Below are 20,370 nucleotides of genomic sequence, written 5' to 3'. Positions count from 1 at the left end.
TGCCGATCAGAGAGCCAGACGATGGAAAACAAAAAAATATTCCCCAAAGAAAAAAGCGGATTACATCCACGAAATCGTCATCGCTCACGCTATGATTTTGATTCTCTTTCAGTAAGTTGCCCTGAGTTAGTTCCTTTTCTGGCACCTACTGCCTATGGTGATATTTCTATCGATTTTGCCGATCCTCTGGCGGTCAAAATGCTCAACCGGGCATTGCTGAAACATTTTTACGGCATTGAATATTGGGATATTCCGGCTGATTTCTTATGCCCACCCATCCCTGGTCGTGCTGACTATGTGCACCATTTGGCCGATTTATTGGCCAGTTGCAATGAAGGGGTTATCCCGCAGGGTAGAAATATTGCGCTGTTGGATATTGGTGTCGGTGCGAACTGCATTTATCCGATTATTGGTCAGCGGGAATACGGCTGGCGTTTTACCGGGACTGATATTGATCCACAAGCCCTCAGTGCTGCAAAAATGGTGGTGTCGATGAACCCGACGCTGAAAAACACCTTGCGCCTTAAACAGCAAAAAGATCCCCAGGCTATTTTCGACGGTATTCTGGCGGTGAATGAGCGTTACGATGCCACACTGTGTAATCCGCCGTTCCATGCCTCCGCTGAGGAGGCCGCAGCAACCACGCGTCGCAAGTTACATAAACTGGGTAAAAGTGAAGTTGCCGCTAAACCGGTACAAAACTTTGGCGGGAAAAATAGCGAATTATGGTGTGAAGGTGGCGAAGAAGGGTTTGTTAGCCGTATGGTAGCGGAGAGCGCAACTAAGGCGCAAAACTGCTTTTGGTTCACCTCATTAATCTCTAAAAAGACCACCTTACCGGCAATCTATCATGCCCTGCGCTATGCCAACGCCGTAGAGGTCCGCACCATTGATATGGCACAAGGGCAAAAAGTCAGCCGGTTTGTGGCATGGACGTTCCTGACGCCGGAGCAGCAGGTGGCGTGGAAAGCTGAACGTTGGTAATACCCTTCGTCCTTGAGGCCGCAGGGGTGTTGGCTGCGCGCACTTACCCGAATCACTGACTTGAGTCAGCTCATCGGGATGCGTTTGCTGGCCGCCTACCTGCAACGCCAATGACTTTGGGTATTCTTTTCTTCGTCCTTGAGGCCGCAGGGGTGTTGGCTGCGCGCACTTACCCGAATCACTGACTTGAGTCAGCTCATCGGGATGCGTTTGCTGGCCGCCTACCTGCAACGCCAATGACTTTGGGTATTCTTTTCTTCGTCCTTGAGGCCGCAGGGGTGTTGGCTGCGCGCACTTACCCGAATCACTGACTTGAGTCAGCTCATCGGGATGCGTTTGCTGGCCGCCTACCTGCAACGCCAATGACTTTGGGTATTCTTTTCTTCGTCCTTGAGGCCGCAGGGGTGTTGGCTGCGCGCACTTACCCGAATCACTGACTTGAGTCAGCTCATCGGGATGCGTTTGCTGGCCGCCTACCTGCAACGCCAATGACTTTGGGTATTCTTTTCTTCGTCCTTGAGGCCGCAGGGGTGTTGGCTGCGCGCACTTACCCGAATCACTGACTTGAGTCAGCTCATCGGGATGCGTTTGCTGGCCGCCTACCTGCAACGCCAATGACTTTGGGTATTCTTTTCTTCATCCTTGAGGCCGCAGGTATGATCGGCTTATCAACTCAACACAAAAAAAATCTGGCGGGGATCATCAAGATGCCCGCCAGCGGTATGCTAGGGTAATGTTAGCCTATCATCAGGAAACGTGTTGCAGGAATTCCCGTAAACGTTCACTTGGTGGATTTGAGATCAGGCTATCCGGGTTGCCATCTTCAGCGACTCGGCCTTTATCAATGAAGATAAGGCGCGATGCCACTTTCTGGGCAAAACCCACTTCGTGAGTCACGATAACCATGGTCATACCTTCTTCGGCCAAATCCTTCATTACCGTCAATACTTCGTGACGCAATTCCGGGTCCAGCGCAGAGGTTGGCTCATCAAACAGCATCAACTTGGGTTTTACCGCCAGCGCACGGGCAATAGCCACACGCTGCTGTTGGCCACCCGATAGCTCCGCCGGATAATGATGGGCACGTTCTTCCAAGCCAACCTTGGTTAACAACGCCATAGCAAGTTTGTTAGCTGCCTCTTTAGACGCACCACGAACGCGAATCGGACCAAAAGCGACGTTTTCCAAGGCTGTCAGATGTGGGAACAGATAAAACTGTTGAAACACCATGCCAGCTTCCTGACGAATCAGGCGCTCATCGACTTTGGGATCATTGACATTCAGACCATCGACAATCAACTCACCACTGGTGATGACTTCCAGCTTATTGATACAACGCAGCAGGGTGGACTTACCCGAGCCGGAAGGGCCAATAATCACCACCACTTCACCTTTGGTGATATTCAGATTGATATCGTGAAGCACCTGGGTTTTACCAAAGTGTTTAGAGACGTTTTTGAATTCAATCATATTATTTTCAGCTTTCTTTCTAACCGGCGCAGAACGAAGCTCAGAGCCAAGGTGATAATCAGGTAGATCACCGCCACCGCACTCCATATCTCCATGGCGCGGAAGTTGCCGGCAATAATTTCCTGACCCTGACGAGTCAGTTCTGCAACGCCAATCACGATAAACAGTGAGGTGTCTTTAATACTGACAATCCACTGGTTACCGAGTGGCGGCAGCATACGGCGCAGGGCCAAAGGGGCAATTACGTAACGCAAGGTATCGCGTTTGGATAAGCCGAGAGCCAGACCCGCCTCGCGGAACCCATTGTGGATTGACAGCACCGCACCACGGGTAATTTCTGCGATGTAAGCCCCTGAGTTAATAATAATGGTAACAACGGCGGCTGAGAAAGGATCGATGCGCACCGGCATCATCATCGGCAATGCAAAGTAGATAAACATCACCTGCACCACAATCGGCGTGCCACGGATCAGTTCAATAAAAACTAATGCGATATTTCTGCTCAGCCAACCGCCATAGGCGCGGGCAAACCCTGCTATAACCCCAATAATCAGGCCGCCAAGCAACCCCAGGACCGAGATCCATAGGGTTAACTTGGCGCCTTCAAGCAGGATTGGGATGGCGGGCCAAATAGCGCTCCATTCAAACTGCATGGATATTCTCCTGGTCTAAAAACGGCAAAATGAATTACTTAGGTTCTACGCCGAACCATTTTTTATAGATTGCAGCGTAAGTGCCGTCTTCTTTCAGAGATTTCAGAGCAACGTTAACTTTGTCACGCAGGTCGCTGCCTTGTGGGAATGCAACACCATACTGTTGAGCTTTGATAGATTCGCCCACTGCTTTGAACTGGCCATTGCCAGCAGTTTTGATGAAGTAAAGGATGTTTGGCGTGTCATGTAAAACGGCATCAGCACGGCCAGTACCTAACTCCAGATAGGCGTTATCGATATTCGGGAATTGGCGCAGGTCTTTGGTTTTGATGTTGGCTTTAGCATAATCCACAGAACCAGTGCCGCTTTTCACTGCCAACACTTTGCCTTTAAGATCAGCTTCGCCTTTGATGTCTTGGTTGTCAGCTTTTACCATCACCAGCAGACCGCTGTTGTAGTAACCATCTGAGAAATCAACGGCTTTTTTACGTTCATCAGTGATAGTGATACCGGCTAGTGCCAGATCCACATTTTTGGTTTGCAGTGCTGGAATGATACCGCTGAAATCCATAGGTTTCAGGGTGTATTTTAAATCCAGTTTCTTGGCGATGGCATCCCATAAGTCGATATCGAAACCGACATATTTATCCCCTTGTTTGAACTCAAAAGGAACGAACGCGGTGTCAGTAGCAACGATCAATTCTTTTTCTGCGGCGTGAGAACTAACAGCAAAGGCCAGCGTAAGTGCGACCAATGAAACTTTGACAAGTGACTTCATAAGTGGGAGTTCCTTTGTACTTTTGTGGATGGAGACCCGTTTTTTATATTTCAGATAGCAATATGAAAAGATCGTGCCAGAAATGCAAGTTATTTAAAAATAACGAAATTATTCTAAGTGATTAGCACGCAATTACTTAGCTGGCACTGTTTGCACCATCATGACTCACCAAAATAGTGCGTTAATATCATTTTGGTGCAACTAATCCATTATTTACTTATTATTAACTCCTTAGTTAATAATATACAATCGATAATCAACATCAATGTAACAATATTGTTAACTATCTCCGATTTTTGTTCGGTAATGGTGCAATAAGGCGGGGATGAGGGAGAGATTGCTATCTGAGTTGGCTGTCTTTACTGCCACGGCGGTTATATCCGGCATGGCTAGCTTGGTGTTTGTCTAATTCATTCTGGCAACTCAGGCAATATTTTACCCCAGCCAGAACGTTACGCCGTGCTTCTGGAATAGCTTGGCCACATTCAAGGCAATATAACTCACTCTCACCACTGCCAAGTGCCTGTCTGGCGCGTTGCACCGCATCTTCAATGGTGGAGTCAATTTGATCTTGTACTGCGCCGTCGCCGGCCCATCCACTTGCCATATGACCTCCGTGCGTAGGGCCGGATGACCGGCCCTGTGCCCATAACCGTTAAAATTGCAGGTGCGTTGGCTATTCCCATTACCCGGCCTGTCTTCCTGCATTTTACGATCTATTGGGTATCAAACTGAGTATTACTCAATATTTGACTCGATAAACCACAGGAATTTATCCAGATCACGAGATGCGGCAGTAAACATATCAGCACTGTCTTCATCTTCTACGACTGAAATTGCTTTACGTATATCATTAGCCACTACTGCATAGCGGTCTGCCAGCGCTTTAAGATGTTCTTGCACGCTATGGATATTGGTTGGATAACTTTTCAGCGGTGTTTTGTCATTAATGACTTGTGTGGTTCCGAGCGCGACACCACCGAGTTGTACGGCTCGTTCTGCGAAGGTATCCAGGTGATCAGTGAGGGCGGTGCGGAAGCCATCCAGCATTTCATGCACCGCGATAAAGTTGGCACCGCGCATATTCCAGTGAGCCTGTTTGGTCATCAGAGACAGATCAATAAACTGAATAACCATATGGTTTAATACTTTCACTGTGTCAACTTTGACATGTTCTTCAACATCGTTGCGGGTATAGAGCAGTTCGGAAGATTTTGTTTTTACCAGTTTTGCTGTGCTCATAATAGGTATCCCTTTATTGAGTTGATTACCAATTTCTTCACCGGATTAAGTATAACAAAGATATTTAAATTTGTAGGGTAGATTCGGCCTATCAATTAAATAGTTGATAGTGGTGTTTATTTGTAAATGTAATTTATTGTTTCTTTTTAATAATATTATCATCGCGGTTTTTATGGCTAATTGAAAATAACTATTGCTGTGATTTGTATGGTTTTTATGAGGCCAATATCCATTTGGATGCTTTCAATAATATTTAATGCCACGGATGAGGCGAAGGTGTTATTAATTAATAGCTTGGCGAACATGAGTAATATATATAATGCGATGAATAGTTCCGTACCGGAACGAATCAGCAGGTATGCCAGTCAATAAATTCAACCAGCATACCCGGTATGACTACTGAGCGTGGGCAACAATAAACAAGCGGGGGAATGCCAACAAACGGCGACCATCGGCCTGTTGCGGATAAGCCACATCAATGATTGCCAGATAGTATTGCAAAAAATCCAATCGCATTGCTTCAGAGAGCGGTTCAAGAAAAGGCCGCAAACCTGTGGCACGTAGCCAATCGACGATGGCTTGCGCGGAAGGCATCGGGTGGTAATAGGTGGTGCGCCAAATATCTACCCGCTCTGCATTGGGGGCCAGTAAGTCATAATATTGATTGGCGGACAGAACCTTCGCCCGTATTGCCCCTGCCTCCAGTAGTGTTTGCTGCCATGGGCCGTTTTCTGCAACTTCACGCATAGCTCGATGGCTGGGTTCATCCTGATTATCCGGCATTTGGACGGCAAGTATGCCGTGGGTAGCCAGCTTGGAGAGCAATGAGGGGAAAAGCTGCTGGTGGTCGGTTAACCACTGTAACGATGCGTTAGCGTAAATAAGATCTTGTGGTTCAGAAGGTTGCCACTGGCGAATATCCGCTTCAAGAAATGCACATTCTGGTAGGCGCTGTTGCGCACTGGCCAGCATAGCCACCGAGTTATCAATCCCAACCAGTTGCGCCAGAGGAAAACGCTGGTGCAGCAATTGGGTGGAGTTGCCTGGCCCACAGCCTAAGTCGCTGATGTGCTGTGGTTGGGAGGTGCTGATACGGGCGAGCAGATCACTTGCAGGGCGGGTACGCTCGGCTTCAAATTGGCGGTATAACTCAGGATCCCAGTCTTGCATGCATAACCTCCGATAGAAAAAGATCAGTATGCGGCTCTAAGTGAAAGCCGCTAACGCTGCTGCATATCTGTCTATTATAGATCCTGCAATGGCCCGCTAAACAATACCGCACCGATTGGCTGGTCAGTAGAGGGCCGCTGTAAGGTTCCAGTCTGATGGAACACGATGATTTCACACCGCCTTTCAGGCAACTTGATCAAGTTGTGGCTTGGGTTTGATAGTCAGAGTAGCCCCGATAGAGGCACTGATTATCGATGCAAGAGCCAACCATTGAACCCATGTCAGATGCTCATTTAAGAATACCAATCCTGAAATGGCCGCCAGCGCGGGTTCCAGACTCATTAACGTGCCAAATGTGCGCGTAGGGAGCCGAGTCAGTGCGACCATTTCCAGTGAGTAAGGTAATGCCGTCGATAAAATGGCGACTGCCAGCGCAACGGGCAGGATCGCGGGATCAAACAGGGCAAGGCCGTTATAAGCCACCCCAATCGGGCAAAATACCAGCGCGGCAATCAGAGAACCCACTGCTACAGTCCCCGGACCGTGGTCACCGCCGGCTTTCTGCCCTGAAATAATATAGAGCGCCCAACAGGCCCCAGCACCTAAGGCACAAGCCGCACCAAATAAATCAATGGTACCAATGTTATGCCCCAGTGGTAATAAGAACCATAGCCCCAGAACGGCCAACCCTACCCAGATAAAATCCACCGGGCGGCGAGAAGAGAACATGGCAACCGCCAATGGGCCGGTGAACTCCAGTGCGACCGCAATACCCAATGGCACCGTTTTTAGTGACAGGTAAAACAAAAAGTTCATTCCGCCTAACGCTATGCCATAAATAAGCAGCGGTAAACGGCTGCCCGCAGCGAATCGCATCCGCCATGGCTTAAAGATGACGAATAAAATAAGTGTGCCAATACCCAGTCGCAGCGAGGTTATTCCTTGCGCGCCAACCAGTGGAAACAAACTTTTCGCCAGCGATGCACCACTCTGGATGGAGATCATAGCAATCACCAGCAACAGAATAGGGACTAAGGGGAGTGAATGTTTGGATGAAGGAGACAAAGACATCCTTTTGAGCCTCAAAGAAAATTGTTAGGTAACCGTCTTTGCCAGTGTAAATGAAATGTCAGCCAAGTGTTTGAAAATCACCAACGGAGTGAAAAAAGAAACGGAAAGCAGTGAAGGAAATAATAAATTTTTAGGATTGCGGTTTTTTAACGCTATTTTTGGTGGTTATTTAAGCGCTAAAACTAAGAATAATCTGGAATGGCTTTTGGTGATGGAAGTCACAAAAAGGTGTAGTATATGGGAAATTCGTAAGCGTATTAACAAGATGGAAGATTCTTGAAACTCTTTGTTACACCAAATAAATGGTTAGACAATCATATGTAGGCAGAGTTTCCTACTATTTATTGTTATAATTTCATGGTGTTTTTGTTTCATCTAAAAATTTGCGTCTTTCGAGGTGGTTATGAATAAAATTGCATGTCTTTCAGCCGTAGCAGCTTGTGTATTAGCAGTGACCGCAGGTTCAGCCTTTGCTGGTCAAAGTACCGTTTCTGGTGGTTATGCCCAGAGCGATTACCAAGGTGTTGCAAACAAATCTTCAGGCTTCAACCTGAAATACCGTTACGAGTGGAGTGATTCCCAACTGGGCTACATCACCTCTTTCACTCATACTGAAAAAAGCAGCTTCGGTGACAGCGCGTCTGTATACAATAAAGCACAATACAACGCTATCACCGGTGGCCCAGCTTACCGCATAAACGATTGGGCTAGCGTTTATGGCCTGGTAGGTGTGGGTTACGGCCGTTTCAGCCAGAACTACCCAACTTCTGCTAGCGACAAAAACAGCACCAGCGATTACGGTTTCACTTACGGCGCAGGTATGCAGTTCAACCCAATGCAAAATGTTGCCCTGGACGTTTCTTACGAACAGAGCCGTATCCGCAGTGTTGACGTTGGTACTTGGGTTGCTGGCGTAGGTTACACTTTCTAAGCGATTGCTTGAGAGTCTGCTTTCACGGTGTCATGCTGTGTCTGATAAAAATCCGCTTTCGGGCGGATTTTTTTCGCCTGTCGTATGGTGCAGGCGCGGTATTTATTCGCGGGTGATAATCATCTAATAACCGCATTTGCGGCATCTGCAATCAGCGCAATTATTTGCTGTGGATGAGAAAGTATTGAGGCGTGGCTGGAGGGCAACTCAATCACTTTTTGGGCTTGGATTCGTGCGGCAAAATCGCGTTGTGTTTCGACCGGTAGCATTCTGTCTTGTGTTGAAATCTGGTACCAACAGGGTTTTACTCGCCAGGCAGGCTGAGCAGACTTGTCAGTAAAAGCACGTGCTGCTAAGGGTTTTTGCACCATAGACATCACCAGTGCTTCATTCTCATCAATGTCATGACACATATTTTCGTGGAACTGGTTAGTGTCAATCCATAGGAATCCATTATCATCCGGGCGAATATAAGCGGCACCAACAGGAGGCTGACGCAATGCAAAAGTACTGGATAAGCTCTCTCCTGCATCCGGGGCAAAAGCGGCGAGATAGACCATACCAACCACATTTTGTAGATGCCCGACTTGCGTGATGACCATGCCGCCATAAGAGTGGCCCACTAATAGCGTAGGGCCATATAATGCACTGGTCAGCTTCATTGTGCGCTCCACATCATCAGCTAATGATGTCAGCGGATTTTGTATCGCAATAACTCGGTGCCCCATGGTGTGCAGCGCTGGGATAATATAGCGCCACTGCGAGCCGTCAGCCCATGCACCATGTACCAAGACAATATTCAGTTTTGTCGCCATATCTCCCCCATAATGGGCATTATCCTAAATCATGCATAATATCTTTATGCCGAAATAGCCTTCTTGATGAATAACAATTTCTGCTCATTTACCCGTGTTAATTAAAAATCTTGTTTATAGCCAGATGTTATTAAAGTTAAATAAACCTGTTATTAGATTTAAAGTATAAAGCTCTGGGCGCTAATGGCTTTAAGATAAGGATGAAAATGACGTGCTGAATTAATCTATTGGCGATATAAAATCCCTAATAGCAAATGATAAAATATTTTAAATTAACAAAAACAAGAGATTAACTAAGACTTATGTTTGGGCAGCGCGGCGTAATTTACTGGTAAAAATGCGATTATATGACACACTATTATTAGCACAGTCTTATTTTTAGTTTCTAGTATGGTTTTAGTATTACGTTAAATAAAGATATATTGTATTTAATCAATGGGTTGTAATAAAAGTAGATTATAATAATGCATAGGTAGTAATAACTAATGGGTTTAAATCATGACGATACTCAGTGAACAAGCGCCACCTTTGCTACATGACACTAAGCTTGAACAGCAGATTTTAAGGCGTTCAATTTTTTGCACTTTATTTATCGCCATTATGGGGATTGTTTTTGGTATCGTATGCGGTTCGATGTCGATTATTTTCGATGGTATGTTCTCTGCTTTAGATGCCGGAATGTGCAGTTTATCGCTATTGGTTTCCCGGTTACTCGGTCAACCCCATAGTCGGCGCTTTCAATACGGTTTCTGGCATGTTGAACCACTGGTTCTGGCTTTCAATGGCAGCTTGCTGGCTTTTCTATGTCTTTACGCATTCGTCAATGCCATCAAGGGAATTGTCGATGGCGGCAGAGAGCTGGAACTGGGGTGGGCGATCGTCTATGCATTAGTGGTCAGTATCTTCTGTTTTACTCTCTTTTTAAAACAGAGCCGTTTAAATAAACGTGTCAAGTCTGAGCTAATCGCACTGGATACCAAAAGTTGGCTAATGTCGGCATGCATCAGTTCCGCGTTATTAGTGGCCTTTTTGCTTTCATGGTGTATGGAAGGCACCCGCTATGAGCACTTGATAGTTTATACCGACCCCACTGTATTAGCATTGTTAACCTTAATCTTGATACCTGTGCCAATAAAAACGGTCATTTCGGCCGTCCGTGAAGTATTACAGATGACGCCGGACACACTGGATAACGCCATTGAGAGCTTGATGGATAAATTAATGGCGAAATACAAATTTATTGATTATTCCCATTATGCCACTCGCATGGGGCGGGGGTTATTTATTGAGATTCATGTGGTTATTCCGCCAGAGATGGAGACAAACGGTGTCAGTCATTTTGACAAATTACGCGATGAAATAGCCAAAGAAATTGGCGAGTCCGGCCCTCATCGTTGGCTAACGATCTCCTTTACCCGCGATGCAAAGTGGTTATAGCGTCACATTACTAGCGGGTCTGGAGATGTGTAAATAAATTAACCAGGGTAATGATTTTTATGAATAAGATGATTATTAATCGCCAGGCAAAACTTAACGCTATTGATACACCACCAAGATTTGATGCTGTTACCAAGGTAGCCATTAACGATGAAACCATCGAATATCGCCAAGCTAAAGTTATTCGTAATATGCGCCGTGCCGATATCGATTATTTATTGGTGTATGCGGACAAAGAGCATGGCGGGAACTTTGAATATCTGGCGGGGTTTATTCCCCGTTTTGAAGAAGCGGCTATGGTGTTACATGTGTCAGGTGAGGTCTATTTATTATTAGGTAACGAGAATTTAAAGCTATCTCACCATGCCAGAGTGAAAAATACCGCAATTCATGTTCCCTATTTTTCATTGCCAAATCAACCGATGGGCAACAATAAAACGCTTACTGAATTATTGGCAGCAACCAGGATTCAGCAGGCTAAAAAGATTGGGGTTGTGGGATGGAAACTGTTTACCAGCAAGTTGGATGATAACAGCCAATTATTTGATATTCCGCATTTTATTTTTGATGCGATTAAGCAGTCTGCTTCACCCGTAGCAACGATTATCAACGCTACCAGTCTATTTATTGGCAGTGATATTGCTGCCAGAGTGACTAATAATGCTAATGAATTGGCACACTATGAATATGGCGCTAATTTGGCGTCTAATTGTATTCTTAACGCATTAGCAGCGGTTGATATCGGCATAACAGAAAAGCAACTTGGCAGTTATCTGGCAGATGAAGGCCAACCGAATAGCGTTGTGATGATTGCAGCGACCGGCATCAGATTTGAACAGGCTAACTTATATCCCAGTGATAAAGCGGTACAACTCGGCGATAAAATATCATTGACCACCGGCTTTAAAGGCGGTTTGAGCAGTAGAACCGGCTATGCGGTGCATCAGGCAGGTGAACTGCCGCACGCGGAAAGAGACTATCTTGCTAAGGTCGCGCTACCTTATTACACCACTGTGGTCGCTTGGCTGGAAAATATTCGTATTGGTATGCCAGGTAAAGAGATGTACGCATTAGTGGATACGGTTTTCCCTAAATCACAATATCATTGGTCGCTCAACCCCGGCCATTTAGTTGCTGATGAAGAATGGTTGTGCTCTCCCATTTATAGCGATTCTGAAGAGAGAATTCGCAGTGGGATGATATTCCAAATCGATATCATTCCTTCGGTAAAAGGTTATGCCGGAGTGAGTGCTGAGGAGTGTATTGCACTGGCTGATCAGCATTTACGTAATGCGCTGGCTGCACAGTATCCTGATGTTTGGCAAAGAATACAAAAACGGCGTAGTTATCTCAGCGATATCCTGAATATCCATCTCAGTGAAGAGGTGCTACCGATGTCTAACACGGTTGGCTATCTGCGACCGTTCCTGCTGGATAAATACAGCGCATTGCAATGTTTTGATGAGTAACAGCACGAATAAGCCAGGGTTTAGGTTATTTATTTAAGGGGCTAATAGCCCCTTTTAGGGGCATCAAGTTTTTACTGCCATCGCCACTTAGCGCCAGATTTAAGCGCTTGCTGAGATTTCGTGCAAAACTGGAGGCGATACTCTTGCCATCTTGTGGCATAATGCGCGCCGAATCACATTTTCTATAATTCTTGAATATCCCTATTCAGTAATCCAATCGAGAGCGAGCTCTGTGCTAAGTACTAACAATATCACCATGCAATTCGGCAGCAAGCCGCTGTTTGAAAACATTTCAGTAAAATTCGGTGGCGGTAATCGCTATGGTCTGATCGGCGCTAATGGCTGTGGTAAATCCACCTTCATGAAAATCCTTGGCGGTGATTTAGTGCCGAGCGGCGGTAACGTATTCCTTGACCCGAATGAGCGTCTGGGTAAGTTACGTCAGGACCAATTCGCCTTTGAAAACAACACAGTGCTGGACACCGTTATTATGGGACACGGCGAACTGTGGGAAGTAAAAGAAGAGCGCGATCGCATCTACGCTATGGCTGAAATGAGCGAAGCAGACGGCTATAAAGTGGCTGATCTGGAAGTTGCCTACGGTGAAATGGATGGTTACAGCGCAGAAGCACGTGCCGGTGAATTACTGCTTGGTGTCGGTATTCCGGTTGAACAACATTATGGGTTGATGAGCGAAATCGCTCCTGGCTTTAAATTGCGTGTATTGCTGGCGCAAGCCCTGTTCTCAGACCCGGAAATTTTATTACTCGACGAACCGACCAACAACTTGGATATCGATACTATCCGCTGGTTGGAGCAAGTGCTGAACGAACGTAGTAGCACCATGATCATTATTTCCCATGACCGTCACTTCCTGAACATGGTGTGTACCCACATGGCGGATCTGGATTATGGCGAACTGCGTGTTTATCCGGGTAACTATGACGAATACATGACGGCGGCGACACAAGCTCGCGATCGTCTGCTGTCAGATAACGCCAAGAAAAAGGCCCAGATTTCTGAGCTGCAATCTTTCGTTAGCCGCTTTAGTGCCAACGCCTCTAAATCCAAACAGGCGACGTCTCGTGCTCGTCAGATTGATAAAATTCAACTTGATGAAGTGAAAGCGTCTAGCCGCCAGAACCCGTTTATCCGCTTTGATCAGGATAAAAAGCTGTTCCGTAATGCGCTGGAAGTTGAACTGTTGACCAAAGGTTTTGATGACGGTCCGCTGTTTAAAAAACTGGATTTGCGCCTGGAAGTGGGTGAAAAAGTGGCTATCCTTGGGCCAAACGGTATCGGTAAATCTACTTTGCTGAAAACCTTGGTTGGGGATTATGAGCCGGATTCTGGTACCGTGAAATGGTCTGAAAACAGTAAGATCGGTTACTATGCGCAGGATCACGCCAGCGACTTTGAAATCGATTTGACGGTATTTGACTGGATGAGTCAGTGGAAACAGGAAAAAGACGACGAGCAGGCTGTGCGCAGTGTGCTGGGTCGTTTGCTGTTTAGCCAGGACGATATCAAGAAGAAAGTACAGGTCTTGTCTGGTGGTGAGAAAGGGCGGATGTTGTTTGGTAAGCTGATGATGCAGCGCCCTAACATCATGGTAATGGATGAGCCAACCAACCATTTGGATATGGAATCGATTGAAGCGCTGAACATGGCATTGGAAATGTACGAAGGCACGCTAATCTTCGTTTCCCATGACCGTGAGTTCGTCAGTTCTTTGGCAACCCGAGTGATTGAAATGACACCAGGCAAGCTGATCGACTTTACCGGTAACTACGAAGACTATCTGCGTAGCCAGGGTATTCAGTCCTGATTAGTTGATTGTGTGTTGATAAGAGAGCTGATGCATTGCATCAGCTTTTTTTTTGCGCTAAATAGGCGGCTAATCTTTGCCACAGACTTCACAATGGACATCTTTGGCTAGCTTCATGGTCCGAAACTCTGCCGTTGCGGCGTCATACATCAATATGCGCCCAGATATCACCTGACCATAATCAGCCAACAGTTTTATGGCTTCCATCGCTTGTAAATTACCAATGATACCCACCAAGGGTGACATTACCCCAGCTTCAACACAGGTCAGTGCATTGTCACCGAATAACCGACTGAGGCAGCGATAGCAGGGTTGGTTTGGCTGATAAGTGAAGACACTTATTTGCCCCTCCATGCGAATTGCTGCACCTGAAACCAGTGGTTTATGTTGTGCATGACACAGGCGATTGAGTTGCTCGCGGCTGGTGACATTATCGGTACAATCCAACACCAACTGATGTTCAGCAATGGTTGCCGCGAGTTGTTGGTCATTTAACTGACCATCAATGGATTTCAGTGCCAAATGGGGGTTCATTTCAGACAGCGTCAGTGCTGCAGAGGCCACTTTTGACATTCCGATACGATTATCGCGATGCAAAACCTGCCGTTGCAGGTTAGAAAGCGAAACCGTATCAAAATCCAGCAGGGTAAGGTGGCCCACCCCTGCTGCTGCCAGATATTGTGCGGCTGCGCACCCCAGCCCCCCCAATCCAACGATTAACACCTTAGCGGCATTCAGTTTTTCCTGACCGTCAAAATCAAAACCGCGCAGGACGATTTGCCGGTTATAACGCAGGGCCTGGGCATCGGTCAGTTCTGGCAACATGTCAGCCTCTTCACCATATACAATTTATTGCCCCAATAGCCCGTTAAACAGTTCGATTTCAACTGTTTCACCGACCGAGACTGAGCCGCGCTCGCGTTCCAGCACAATAAAGCAGTTACCTTGGCTGAATGAACTGAATACGTGAGACCCCTGATGGCCGGTAGTACGTACTTCCAATTCACCGTTAGCATTGGTGGAGAAAATACCGCGTTGAAAATCTAAACGGCCAGGGGATTTCTTCAATTTTGTCGCCGCGACCGCGTTGAGGCGCAGTGGTGGACGCCACCCCGCATGGCCGGAGAGTTTAGCAATAAGGGGTTGTACCAACTGATAGAATGTTAGCGCAGCCGAGACCGGATTACCCGGTAAGCCGCAGAACCAGGCGTTATCCAATTTGCCGAAAGCAAACGGTTTGCCGGGTTTTATCGCCAACTTCCAGAAACCGATATCGCCTAACTCTTCCAGCATCTGTTTGGTGTAATCCGCTTCACCCACCGAGACACCCCCACTGCTGATAACAAGGTCAGCGGCGGCATCGGCTTGTTCAAATGCTTTGCGCAATGCGTGTTGATCGTCACGGATCACGCCAAGGTCAACTATCTGGCAGCCTAACTGTTGCAGCATCAACCGTACCGCGAAGCGGTTGGTATCGTAAATCTGTCCTTCGCCTAAGGGCTGCCCGACCGGTTGCAATTCATCGCCGGTGGAGAAAATAGCCACTTTCAGTGTGCGAAACACGGCAATCTCTGCAATGCCTAATGAGGCGAGTAGCGGCAATTGCGCCGCGCCTAATTTTACCCCTGCGGGGAAAACGGCAGCACCCTGTTGGATATCTTCACCCGGCAAGCGGATATTTTGCCCAACCTGCACATGGCTATTGAATATGACACCTTGTTCGCTAGCCACGGCCTGTTCTTGCATGATGACGGCATCGGCTCCTTCAGGAATAGGGGCACCGGTCATGATTCGCACGCAAGTATTGGCTGGCCACTCACCTTTAAACGGTGCACCGGCAAAAGCCTTACCGGCCACCGGCAGCGGTAATGTGCTGCTAAGCTCATTACAACGCACGGCATATCCGTCCATCGCGGAGTTGGCGAAAGGGGGGACAGCAATCGGTGATGTAATTGCACTGGCGGTGATTCGGCCCGCCGCTTCGGTTAATGCGACGGTTTCTGTTGCTTGCAATGGTGTAACCTGCGACAGCATTTTAGTCAGAGCTTGTTCGAGAGAGAGTAAATCCGAGGTATTACTGTGATCCATGCTGGACTCCGTGGTCAGTGTGCACCGTTAGCTAGAGGTAATTATGGGTGCTGAGCTACCATCAAATAATGGAACCATTATGGCAGAGATTGTCAGGTGGGTGAATGGATGGCGGCGCAAAGAGACGATAGACTGATGCTAGCTTGATCAGTGCTATTATTTTCATGGGTATAAACCTTCGGCAGGCAACACAGGGGTGTGACATGGAGTATCAAAAGATTCTGGAATTCTGGTTTAGTGAGATTGACCCGGTATTGTGGTTCAAAAAGAATGAAGATTTTGATGCTCTGTTACGCAAGCGGTTTGGCCCTGTTTGGCAAGCTGCGTCTAAAGGGGAATTGGCTCACTGGCGGTCTAAAATAGAAGGGCGTTTGGCGGAAATATTGATACTGGATCAGTTCAGTAGAAATCTGTTCCGTGATTTACCCGCGTCATTTTCTTGCGATGGTATGGCGCTGGTCCTGGCGCAAGAAGCGATCAACAGTGGTCAGGCGGAACAACTATCTGATATTCAACGCGGTTTTCTTTATCTTCCTTTTATGCATTCCGAATCGGCGCTTATTCATAAACAAGCATTAGAGCTCTTTACTGCATTGGATGATGACAATCAGCTTGATTATGAGTTACGCCATAAAGCGATTATCGATCGCTTTGGCCGTTACCCACATCGCAATCATATCCTTGGGCGAGTCTCCAGCGCAGAGGAACAGGCTTTTCTTTTACAGCCAGGCTCTGCTTTCTAGACGACAAGGGGAGGCGAGCACATGGTCAGCGAAATCCTGGTGCTGACCATTGATCGTCACTTTCGTTACCGATTGATCCCATTTGTTTTCTGTAGCCCCGCTCACAAGAAAACCTTTATTAAACAGTCGACTTAACATATTTATGTGCTTGAGATCACAAGAGAATTTGAGGTTTTTCCTAAACTGCTCTCCGCACGATAACTCTCATTGAAACGATAATGTTACCAATATATAACAATCTAACAATATAAAATGAGAGTTCAGTGTCTGTGCTTTCTCAGTTCTGAGCTTATGGTGGCATGGACGTTTAACAATATGGCAGACGCATCAATATGGTTGAAACAAATTCATTAGACACTACTGTGGCAGAGGGGAAGGGGGCATCAGCACGTCTGACAGAGAAGGCGGATACTCGGCAACGAATACGAGCCATCGTCGGGGCCTCTTCCGGGAATTTGGTTGAATGGTTTGATTTCTATATTTATTCTTTCTGCGCACTCTATTTTGCCCCGCTTTTTTTCCCCAGTGATAATCCAACCACCCAATTAGTGCAGACTGCCGGTGTTTTTGCTGCTGGCTTTTTGATGCGCCCGATTGGTGGCTGGCTGTTCGGTTATATTGCTGACAAACATGGTCGCAAGTTATCCATGTTGATTTCGGTCTATATGATGTGCGCCGGTTCGTTGATGATTGCTTGCCTGCCAACCTATGCGTCAATTGGTAGCCTGGCGCCGGTCTTGCTCTTAGTCGCCCGTTTATTCCAGGGGTTATCTGTTGGTGGCGAATATGGCACCAGTGCCACCTATATGAGTGAAGTCGCAGTGAAAGGGCGCAAAGGGTTTTATGCTTCGTTCCAATATGTCACATTAATTGGTGGCCAATTGTTGGCATTATTGGTACTGGTTTTGTTACAACAAACTCTTTCATCAGAGGTATTGCACAGTTGGGGCTGGCGTATTCCTTTTGTTCTGGGGGCACTGTTGGCAGTGGTCGCTCTTTACTTACGCCGTTCACTGAATGAAACCTCGGATGAAAAGACCCGTAATAAGAAAGATGCGGGGAGTTTGAAAGGGCTCTGGAAGAACCGCCGCGCATTTATTATGGTGCTAGGCTTCACGGCGGGTGGCTCTCTTTCTTTTTATACCTACACCACTTATATGCAAAAGTATTTAGTCAATACCGCCGGAATGGATGTAAAAACCGCCAGTTTGGTAATGACGGCTGCATTATTTATTTTTATGCTAGTGCAGCCCTTATTTGGTGCATTATCCGATCGTATTAGCCGGCGTACATCTATGTTAACGTTTGGCCTATTATCAATGTTATTAACAGTACCTATTCTGCACGCCCTTAAAGGGGTAACCAGTCCATATATTGCGTTTATGCTGATTGTTACCGCCCTGATTATTGTGAGTTTTTATACCTCTATTGGCGGATTACTAAAAGCAGAGATGTTCCCACCGGAAGTGAGGGCACTGGGTGTCGGCCTGTCTTATGCAGTTGCAAATGCCATGTTTGGCGGTAGTGCCGAATATGTGGCGCTATCTCTCAAGTCTTTTGACATGGAAAACAGCTTCTTCTGGTATGTTTCAGCAATGTGTTTCGTCACTTTCTTGGTTTCATTGCGCTTGCACCGCAAAGGGCAAGAGGTTGAGTTATAGTGCGAAACCTACATTAATTGCTGAAGCCATGTACCAATGTGGCTTCAGCCTGTGGTTGCTAAATAATCCTCAATGGTAGCTAATAATTTCCCGGTACCGCAGCATGTATCATTATATCCCTTGGTATGTCTGCGATTAATAACCCGGTCATGGGGGCAACCGCCATGACAGATAGGAAACCACTTACAGTGGTGCATTTTTTTAGTTGCCTCTATTTCTTCGATTACCGCCTGCTGATTATGTGATGAGTTAGCAAGCAGGTCGGCTAACTCAATATTCAGTATCGAACCATAAATACTATTGGCATCACCTCTATATTTGTCACAGGGAGAGATATCACCATTAGGTTCTAAAGTAATGATTTCTTGTGAGCAATTGCCAGACCAATAACAGGCAGAGAGTTTTTCATCAGGATATTTTAAGGCTTTGATAAAATCCTCGAAAATAGTAATATGTATTTTTTCACGATAATCTTTTATCCAAATAATAAATAAATCTGATAGAAATTTGATGAACTCAGCATAACTGATAAAGTCATTCCCAATATATTCACCCGCAACCAGACGATTGTCTGGAACAATATTAAGGAATTCAATGCCAGTTAAATCTATTGAAATAAAGTAATCCAACATCTCTCTCATGTCTGTTTGATATACTTCCCGGTCGACAACGATAAGTGCACCATATAGTATATTGTAATGCTGTAGTTTTTTTATTCCTATGGCTACCCGTTCAGATGTTCCCTTCCCTCGGTAGTCCACTCGCCGCTTATCATTAACCGCAGGTACACCATCAAGACTGATCCCAACGTTCATTCCTATGCCTTTGATAAACGTTAACCACTCCTCAGAAAGATTCACTATATTTGACTGCATTGCATTGGTGATATATTGCTCAGGGCGTTTAAATTGCTGCTGTAACCAGATAAGTTTTTTGAAAAACAGTGGCTTAAGTAATGTCACTTCTCCACCATGCCATACAAATTCGAATCTATTTACATTCGGAATTGAGAGGATTTTATGTATCGCACGTATTAGTATATCGAATGAAATGCTTTGGTTAGGGCCTTCAGCCCAGGAGTGACAATAGGTACAACGAAGGTTGCATAATCGTGTGGCCTTCAGGACAATCACGAGTTTATCTGCATTTATTGCTTTTACCTCCATATGATGAGTTAACTCTTTATTAAATAGAGTTAACTCATCACCATCCAATAATTGGCTAGCAGGAATCTTCCCGATGAGATAGGCTGATAATGCTTTATATTCACACGAGGTTAATTCCTCCAGTTTTCTAATATTTATGTCTCTAATATTAACGCTATCTATGTTTACGATGGGTATTATATCACGCATGTTGCGCTCCTATTTTCAAGTTAATTTACCATCTCTCATGGTTATTATTCTATTACCATATGTGGCGGCTTCATCTGAGTGTGTAACCATTATTATGGTTGTTCCGGTCTGATTTATTCTGCTTAATTGTTCAAGTACATTTCGGGTGTTTTTACTGTCCAAATTACCGGTTGGTTCATCAGCTAGCAATAATGTTGGATTGGATACCATGGCACGGGCAATAGCGACTCGTTGTTGCTGACCACCCGATAATTGCATTGGTTTATGATCTCTACGATTCTCGATAGCAAAAAGGTTTAAAATCCGATTAACGCGTTCAATACGTTCTTTTTTTGCAACATGGCGATACTTCAGTGGTAACTCAATATTATCGAATATTGATAAATGTGGAATAAGATTAAATGATTGAAAAATATAACCTATCAACTCACGCCTTACTATAATTCGTTGTGAGTAACTTAGGGATACGACATCCTTTCCTGCTAAGGTAAGTGAGCCACTATCAAGTGAGTCAAACATGCCTATAATGTTGAGCAGAGTCGATTTCCCCGATCCTGATGGACCCATAATTGATACGAATTCACCTTGTTCCACAGCGAGGTTCAGGTGATGAAATACCCGGGTTTTAATCGTTTTTGTTATGAAACACTTTTCTGCATTTTGTATGTTTAGCAT

General features: G+C 45.9%; 20 protein-coding genes. 8 read left to right on the top strand and 12 right to left on the bottom strand.

The features are described from left to right. Positions 1 to 21 precede the first annotated feature (21 nt). On the top strand, positions 22 to 984 hold the full coding sequence (rlmF, locus tag EL015_RS13975) for a 23S rRNA (adenine(1618)-N(6))-methyltransferase RlmF (protein WP_032907226.1): 963 nt from the start codon (positions 22 to 24) through the stop codon (positions 982 to 984). 747 nt (positions 985 to 1,731) lie between these two features. On the opposite strand, the gene glnQ is transcribed toward rlmF, so the two are convergent. From glnQ to rhtA, 7 genes are all read right to left on the bottom strand, one after another. Continuing rightward, complete coding sequence (gene glnQ / locus EL015_RS13970; protein WP_032906831.1) at positions 1,732 to 2,454, bottom strand: glutamine ABC transporter ATP-binding protein GlnQ; 723 nt, start codon at positions 2,452 to 2,454, stop codon at positions 1,732 to 1,734. Continuing rightward, positions 2,451 to 3,107, bottom strand: a complete 657-nt coding sequence (gene glnP / locus EL015_RS13965) for a glutamine ABC transporter permease GlnP (protein WP_004709093.1) — start codon at positions 3,105 to 3,107, stop codon at positions 2,451 to 2,453. Before glnP ends, glnQ begins: the two co-directional genes overlap by 4 nt. Before the next feature lie 34 nt (positions 3,108 to 3,141). Then, on the bottom strand, positions 3,142 to 3,885 hold the full coding sequence (glnH, locus tag EL015_RS13960; RefSeq protein WP_005187518.1) for a glutamine ABC transporter substrate-binding protein GlnH: 744 nt from the start codon (positions 3,883 to 3,885) through the stop codon (positions 3,142 to 3,144). Between the two features lie 340 nt (positions 3,886 to 4,225). Beyond that, a complete protein-coding gene (locus EL015_RS13955) occupies positions 4,226 to 4,492 on the bottom strand; it encodes a DksA/TraR family C4-type zinc finger protein (protein WP_005187523.1) in 267 nt (88 codons plus the stop codon). Between the two features lie 131 nt (positions 4,493 to 4,623). Beyond that, the gene (gene dps / locus EL015_RS13950; protein ID WP_005187524.1) at positions 4,624 to 5,127 is read right to left on the bottom strand and encodes a DNA starvation/stationary phase protection protein Dps; all 504 of its coding nucleotides are present in this window, start codon (positions 5,125 to 5,127) and stop codon (positions 4,624 to 4,626) included. A 396-nt stretch (positions 5,128 to 5,523) separates the two neighbouring features. Further along, the gene (tam, locus tag EL015_RS13945) at positions 5,524 to 6,297 is read right to left on the bottom strand and encodes a trans-aconitate 2-methyltransferase (protein WP_005187529.1); all 774 of its coding nucleotides are present in this window, start codon (positions 6,295 to 6,297) and stop codon (positions 5,524 to 5,526) included. 183 nt (positions 6,298 to 6,480) lie between these two features. After that, positions 6,481 to 7,368: a threonine/homoserine exporter RhtA gene (gene rhtA, locus EL015_RS13940; RefSeq protein ID WP_005187532.1), complete on the bottom strand. Its 888-nt coding sequence runs from the start codon at positions 7,366 to 7,368 to the stop codon at positions 6,481 to 6,483. A gap of 88 nt (positions 7,369 to 7,456) precedes the next feature. Between rhtA and EL015_RS13935 the strand changes: the two genes are divergently transcribed. Together EL015_RS13935 and ompX are read left to right on the top strand one after the other, a co-directional pair. Beyond that, complete coding sequence (locus EL015_RS13935) at positions 7,457 to 7,648, top strand: hypothetical protein (RefSeq protein ID WP_164711356.1); 192 nt, start codon at positions 7,457 to 7,459, stop codon at positions 7,646 to 7,648. Between the two features lie 123 nt (positions 7,649 to 7,771). Further along, the gene (gene ompX / locus EL015_RS13930) at positions 7,772 to 8,299 is read left to right on the top strand and encodes an outer membrane protein OmpX (protein WP_005187535.1); all 528 of its coding nucleotides are present in this window, start codon (positions 7,772 to 7,774) and stop codon (positions 8,297 to 8,299) included. Positions 8,300 to 8,418: 119 nt separating this feature from the next. Here ompX and EL015_RS13925 read toward each other — a convergent pair whose 3' ends face one another. Continuing rightward, positions 8,419 to 9,114: an alpha/beta fold hydrolase gene (locus tag EL015_RS13925; RefSeq protein ID WP_005187536.1), complete on the bottom strand. Its 696-nt coding sequence runs from the start codon at positions 9,112 to 9,114 to the stop codon at positions 8,419 to 8,421. A gap of 498 nt (positions 9,115 to 9,612) precedes the next feature. Here EL015_RS13925 and EL015_RS13920 point away from each other — a divergent pair, with 498 nt between their 5' ends. The 3 genes from EL015_RS13920 to EL015_RS13910 all read left to right on the top strand — a co-directional run bounded on the left by EL015_RS13920 (position 9,613) and on the right by EL015_RS13910 (position 13,848). Next, complete coding sequence (locus EL015_RS13920; protein WP_005187537.1) at positions 9,613 to 10,551, top strand: cation diffusion facilitator family transporter; 939 nt, start codon at positions 9,613 to 9,615, stop codon at positions 10,549 to 10,551. Positions 10,552 to 10,610: 59 nt separating this feature from the next. Further along, complete coding sequence (locus EL015_RS13915; protein ID WP_032906860.1) at positions 10,611 to 12,020, top strand: M24 family metallopeptidase; 1,410 nt, start codon at positions 10,611 to 10,613, stop codon at positions 12,018 to 12,020. 232 nt (positions 12,021 to 12,252) lie between these two features. Next, entirely contained in the window at positions 12,253 to 13,848 is a 1,596-nt protein-coding gene (locus EL015_RS13910; RefSeq protein ID WP_071843536.1) for an ABC-F family ATPase, read from the top strand. A 69-nt stretch (positions 13,849 to 13,917) separates the two neighbouring features. Here EL015_RS13910 and moeB read toward each other — a convergent pair whose 3' ends face one another. Continuing rightward, positions 13,918 to 14,673: a molybdopterin-synthase adenylyltransferase MoeB gene (moeB, locus tag EL015_RS13905; RefSeq protein ID WP_005187544.1), complete on the bottom strand. Its 756-nt coding sequence runs from the start codon at positions 14,671 to 14,673 to the stop codon at positions 13,918 to 13,920. 24 nt (positions 14,674 to 14,697) lie between these two features. Continuing rightward, positions 14,698 to 15,936: a molybdopterin molybdotransferase MoeA gene (moeA, locus tag EL015_RS13900; RefSeq protein ID WP_005187548.1), complete on the bottom strand. Its 1,239-nt coding sequence runs from the start codon at positions 15,934 to 15,936 to the stop codon at positions 14,698 to 14,700. Between the two features lie 203 nt (positions 15,937 to 16,139). Between moeA and EL015_RS13895 the strand changes: the two genes are divergently transcribed. Both EL015_RS13895 and EL015_RS13890 read left to right on the top strand, forming a co-directional pair. Further along, entirely contained in the window at positions 16,140 to 16,679 is a 540-nt protein-coding gene (locus EL015_RS13895; RefSeq protein ID WP_005187551.1) for a DUF924 family protein, read from the top strand. A gap of 332 nt (positions 16,680 to 17,011) precedes the next feature. Further along, positions 17,012 to 18,340 carry an MFS family transporter gene (locus tag EL015_RS13890; protein WP_005187556.1) on the top strand — a complete coding sequence of 443 codons (1,329 nt, stop codon included), beginning with the start codon at positions 17,012 to 17,014 and terminating at the stop codon, positions 18,338 to 18,340. Between the two features lie 44 nt (positions 18,341 to 18,384). Here EL015_RS13890 and darE read toward each other — a convergent pair whose 3' ends face one another. Both darE and darD read right to left on the bottom strand, forming a co-directional pair. Further along, positions 18,385 to 19,695: a darobactin maturation radical SAM/SPASM protein DarE gene (gene darE, locus EL015_RS13885; protein ID WP_032906833.1), complete on the bottom strand. Its 1,311-nt coding sequence runs from the start codon at positions 19,693 to 19,695 to the stop codon at positions 18,385 to 18,387. Positions 19,696 to 19,710: 15 nt separating this feature from the next. Beyond that, complete coding sequence (darD, locus tag EL015_RS13880) at positions 19,711 to 20,370, bottom strand: darobactin export ABC transporter ATP-binding protein (RefSeq protein WP_032906834.1); 660 nt, start codon at positions 20,368 to 20,370, stop codon at positions 19,711 to 19,713.

The organism is Yersinia intermedia (genome assembly GCF_900635455.1).
Classification (GTDB): domain Bacteria; phylum Pseudomonadota; class Gammaproteobacteria; order Enterobacterales; family Enterobacteriaceae; genus Yersinia; species Yersinia intermedia.
The sequence above is the reverse complement of the archived record's forward strand: the minus strand, read 5'-3'. Positions and strand labels throughout refer to the sequence as shown.

Excerpts from the sequence above, each read along its gene's own strand:
- rlmF (WP_032907226.1), top strand. The coding sequence starts at position 22 with ATGGAAAACAAAAAAATATTCCCCAAAGAAAAAAGCGGATTACATCCA.
- moeB (WP_005187544.1), bottom strand. The coding sequence starts at position 14,673 with ATGTTGCCAGAACTGACCGATGCCCAGGCCCTGCGTTATAACCGGCAA.
- glnH (WP_005187518.1), bottom strand. The coding sequence starts at position 3,885 with ATGAAGTCACTTGTCAAAGTTTCATTGGTCGCACTTACGCTGGCCTTT.
- rhtA (WP_005187532.1), bottom strand. The coding sequence starts at position 7,368 with ATGTCTTTGTCTCCTTCATCCAAACATTCACTCCCCTTAGTCCCTATT.
- tam (WP_005187529.1), bottom strand. The coding sequence starts at position 6,297 with ATGCAAGACTGGGATCCTGAGTTATACCGCCAATTTGAAGCCGAGCGT.
- glnQ (WP_032906831.1), bottom strand. The coding sequence starts at position 2,454 with ATGATTGAATTCAAAAACGTCTCTAAACACTTTGGTAAAACCCAGGTG.
- EL015_RS13890 (WP_005187556.1), top strand. The coding sequence starts at position 17,012 with ATGGTTGAAACAAATTCATTAGACACTACTGTGGCAGAGGGGAAGGGG.
- EL015_RS13925 (WP_005187536.1), bottom strand. The coding sequence starts at position 9,114 with ATGGCGACAAAACTGAATATTGTCTTGGTACATGGTGCATGGGCTGAC.
- glnP (WP_004709093.1), bottom strand. The coding sequence starts at position 3,107 with ATGCAGTTTGAATGGAGCGCTATTTGGCCCGCCATCCCAATCCTGCTT.
- ompX (WP_005187535.1), top strand. The coding sequence starts at position 7,772 with ATGAATAAAATTGCATGTCTTTCAGCCGTAGCAGCTTGTGTATTAGCA.
- darE (WP_032906833.1), bottom strand. The coding sequence starts at position 19,695 with ATGCGTGATATAATACCCATCGTAAACATAGATAGCGTTAATATTAGA.
- EL015_RS13920 (WP_005187537.1), top strand. The coding sequence starts at position 9,613 with ATGACGATACTCAGTGAACAAGCGCCACCTTTGCTACATGACACTAAG.
- dps (WP_005187524.1), bottom strand. The coding sequence starts at position 5,127 with ATGAGCACAGCAAAACTGGTAAAAACAAAATCTTCCGAACTGCTCTAT.
- darD (WP_032906834.1), bottom strand. The coding sequence starts at position 20,370 with ATGCTAAACATACAAAATGCAGAAAAGTGTTTCATAACAAAAACGATT.
- EL015_RS13955 (WP_005187523.1), bottom strand. The coding sequence starts at position 4,492 with ATGGCAAGTGGATGGGCCGGCGACGGCGCAGTACAAGATCAAATTGAC.
- EL015_RS13915 (WP_032906860.1), top strand. The coding sequence starts at position 10,611 with ATGAATAAGATGATTATTAATCGCCAGGCAAAACTTAACGCTATTGAT.
- moeA (WP_005187548.1), bottom strand. The coding sequence starts at position 15,936 with ATGGATCACAGTAATACCTCGGATTTACTCTCTCTCGAACAAGCTCTG.
- EL015_RS13895 (WP_005187551.1), top strand. The coding sequence starts at position 16,140 with ATGGAGTATCAAAAGATTCTGGAATTCTGGTTTAGTGAGATTGACCCG.